The sequence below is a fragment of the Gilliamella sp. A7 genome, assembly GCF_002142015.1.
Lineage (GTDB): Bacteria > Pseudomonadota > Gammaproteobacteria > Enterobacterales > Orbaceae > Gilliamella > Gilliamella apis_A.
This window is the reverse complement of record NZ_NASN01000084.1, coordinates 1-3,946: the sequence shown is the minus strand read 5'-3', so window position 1 is coordinate 3,946 and position 3,946 is coordinate 1. Positions and strand designations below refer to the sequence as shown.

The following is a 3,946-nucleotide window of genomic DNA, read 5'->3' as shown; positions in this document are numbered from 1 at the left end:
GATATAAATAAATCATGGTTAATTTTCTTATTAAGACACTATATTCATCAAAAATAAGCTTAAAAGTTAGAAATATATTATTTTACATTAAAATACTTACGGTCGACGAAAATGATTGCACAAACTGAAAGGATAGTGAGATAACATTTTTACTAAGAAATTCCGATGTGATCGAGTTATTTACAACTCGGTAAAATTTTTCTTCGCCATACGGATTAGTCCACAAAAAAGATTCAATAATGTGCGAATTTAGAAATGCCCTAACTTTCGCTACTTCTTCAAGATTTCCAGTGTAGGTTAGTTCCCATGACTCACTATTATTATTAATTCCATTAGCGAATAATTGCTTATAGCCATCGCCAAAACTAATTTCATTAATATTTGACGAATCTGAGCCCTTAGGATGCCCCATTGTTCGCCATTCGAATTTATCAATTTCCATTATTTATCACCTATTTAACAAAATGTACAAATCACCGCCAGGTGATGTGGATCTTTGTAAAGCTTCGCCTATATTTTTTTGAATAATTGGCTTAATCTGAGCTTCAAGTGCATTCTGATTAATATTGCCAGCTTGCGGTTGTGAAGAATTATTGGACTGCATATTAATTGCAACGCTTGTATTTACATTAACTGAATTTGATGGACTACTTGATTTACCAACAAAAGCAACTGGCAAAGCGTGACCAACATTAACGTATCCACCATCAGCATATCCGTGCTGTGCTTCTCTCATTAGTGCATATAAATTTGCTACACCAATGCGTTTAGTCGATTCTTTAGTGAACACAAATTCACCTTTATGCACAATACCTGCAGGGGTATATTTATTACCATTGCCAGTATAACCACCAGGTTCATTGTTATAACCAACACCACCACCTTTAGCGTAACCATGAATTAGCCCACCGCTATAGGCTTGTTGTAGCCCACCAGTAGCAGCACCTGCACCGCCTCCGGCACCACCACCCAGCCACCCCATCGCAGATTGAATTGCTTTAGCTAATAATAATTTATTAATAATTTCAATAATATTTGTTAAAATTGATTTAGTTAATGATTTAAAGTCCGTTTTACCAGTAGTCACTAATTCAGTTAATGAACGACTAACCGATCCCATAGCATTGCTGGCGATGTCACGAAAACCATTAAATACATTTAAACCATTCTCAGCAAATTCATTTATACCTAATTTTAAGCCAGCAAACCAATCACCTTCATGCTGATCTTCCAATTGCCAACTTTGTTCAAGTGCCTGCTTAGCTTTAGTATATTCTTCAGTAATTTTTGCTACTTCGGTTGGATCTTTGATTTTTTCTAGATCACCTTCTTCTTTTTTATCTAATTGGATAAGTTCATTTGCTCTGTTTGACTGTTTTGAAGTCATCCCGAAAGTAGCTTGTTTTATTTCCGATTGAGAAACTATATTTGCCGTATATTCGCGTATCTGTTGCAGAGCCTTGATAGACGCTTGATATTGTTCAATCTCTTCGCTAAGAGCAGCATTTTTTTCTTGTTGAGCTAACAATGCTTCTTTATGCCCTAAAATATACTTCTCTTGTGCGGTAAGTTTACTTTTATCACTTTGGTTTTCTAAAGTTTCGATTTGAGCTTGTAGTTCAAAGTATTTTTGACGCTCAGATGTCATTGTGTTGAGCGTTGAAGATTGTTCTCGTAAAGTATTAAGTTGATTTATCAAGCTTATTTCTTGTTGTTGCGAAGTTTGAAGAATATTGGTTGTAGATGATGATCTACCTTCTTTGAGGTGTCGAGCATATATTGCATTTGCGGTATCATTAATTTTCTGTTTTGAGGCATAATACGGGCTATTCTCGTCATACATTTTATTATTTTCTATTGCTGCCTCTTTCATCTCAGCAATTTCCATGTCCGCTCTTTGTCGAGGTGTCATTGTCATTTGAGAGTATTTATAAAACGGGCTCTTTTTGGGGTCGATTTTTTCCTCTAAATCTTTTGATTCACTTAAGCGCTTAATCTCGCCTGCAGCTCCATTTGCTTTATTTGCTATTTCTTTCAGTTTACGGATAAGTGTATCTAGACCGTCTGAAGGGTTATTTGTATTATTGTACAACGTGCTTAATTCGTTAATAAGTCTATTGATTTTTTCTGCCGCTTTTATTGAATCTGTTTCAGATTGTATATCAGCCATCAGCTCAAGAATACTTTGAGCTTGCTCTTTTGTTGTACCAAAATATTCAGCATAATTTTCTATTTTTCCTTGAATACCGCTGACAAAGTTTGCCGTAGCCAAATCATTGGAGGATAACATTGCATTTAAATCTTGCCCACTTGACTTAATTTTATCAATCTGCTTTAGTACTGATCCCAAGCTAGATTGTGTATTAGTACCTACACTAGTGAGCGCTTCACGTCCAATCCCTTCGATATTTTTAAATCCATCCTGCAACTCTTTTTTCGCACTTGATACCACCGTTTTTAAATCTTTTTCACTTGACTTGAGTTCTGCTTTAGCGAGTTCACGATTGTTTTTCAACAATTTCATCATTTCGTCAGACAGAAAAAATTCTCCGGTCTGCTTATCTTGTGACATAACAGTATTCAAGTGCTCTTGAGCTGCCGCTAATTGCTCTGTCGCGCTTTCCGTTTCAAATAATTTTGGTATCATATTACCAAACAGACCAATCACAGCAGAAATACCAATATTGAGAGGATTTAATGAGGTTAATAGTGTGCTAAATGTATTTCCTACTCCATTTTGCATAACCATAGACATTAAAGATGTCTGAAATCCTGAAAAATCACCTTTCATTATTTGTAGATACATTGAAGCTGTTTGTGTGGTAGCAGTTCTTGTTGCATCTTCGAAAGATTTAGTTGCTGTTGATGCTCTAGTTACTTTTTTAAAATATACGTCTGCTGAATATCCCGCCCCTAATTGTGCTGATTGATATTTTAGCATTTGTTCTTTAGACAAATCCTGAGCTGCTGCTTGGGCTTTTAGTTGGTTGGAATAACTAATTTTAACATTACTAGCATTTTGTTCGGCACTTGCTACTTCTTTATGTTTAAGCGCTACATCAACCAATAATTGTTTATAGTTGTTAATATCAAGATTTCCCGACTTATATGATGCTCCTAATTGTGCGGTGATTTTTTTCAACTCTTTTGAAGATGCACTTGAATTTTTTAAACTGTCAATTTGCAGTCTAAAGCTTGTATAGAGTTTGTCTCCGGAATCAGCTAATTGTTTTCGGGAAAGTACAAGTTTTCTCTCTTCATCTGCTGCTTGTCGGGTTGCTTTGGCACTTTTAATCGCATTTTGATAAACCCGTTCAAAGTCCCTCAGTTCTTCAGCTGTAACAGTTGATGCTCGTTTTTTTGCCGCTGTTAGATCATCTGTCGCTGCGGCTGCATTTCTCGCTTTTTTGCTGAATTCATCTAATTTTCTATTCGCTTCTTCAACACTTTGAGTATTAATTTTTAGTGTTAATGATTTAATTTCTTCTGCCATTTTTTCTCCAGATAATAAAAAACCCACTAACAGTGGGTTATTATGATTTGTTCATTATTTTAGCTTTAAGTTATTCTTTAATTTATTGGCAAAACAATCGTTGATATTTTAGTATTATCATTTAAATTCATCCGTTATGACCTTTATTTTTATTAATCAGCAGAGATTTATCTGATAAATGTTAAGATTTTATGAGTAAAAGGTATTAATACTAAAATACAAACTATCAAAATGCGCTTATTCTTTGTTTAGAGTATGTTGTGTGATTTTTCAAATGAACATGTTTTTTGATATAAGGCTTTCGAGAATCAAATATCTTCACTCTAGGAGCTTATTTATCATCTAGCTCTTTAATGTAGTTCATTTAATAATAAAAATAGAATTGTTATTCATTAATTCTTTTTACCTATGTTTATATTAAAAACACCATTTCGATTCCAATCATTAAAGTAC

At 34.2% G+C, this 3,946-nt stretch carries 2 protein-coding genes; both read right to left on the bottom strand.

Features of this window, described 5'->3' with window-relative positions; translation table 11 throughout:
- Positions 1-82 precede the first annotated feature (82 nt).
- Complete coding sequence (locus tag B6D18_RS12110; RefSeq protein WP_086364675.1) at positions 83-442, bottom strand: phage tail protein; 360 nt, start codon at positions 440-442, stop codon at positions 83-85.
- A gap of 6 nt (positions 443-448) precedes the next feature.
- The gene (locus B6D18_RS12105; RefSeq protein WP_086364674.1) at positions 449-3,493 is read right to left on the bottom strand and encodes a phage tail tape measure protein; all 3,045 of its coding nucleotides are present in this window, start codon (positions 3,491-3,493) and stop codon (positions 449-451) included.
- Positions 3,494-3,946 lie beyond the last annotated feature (453 nt).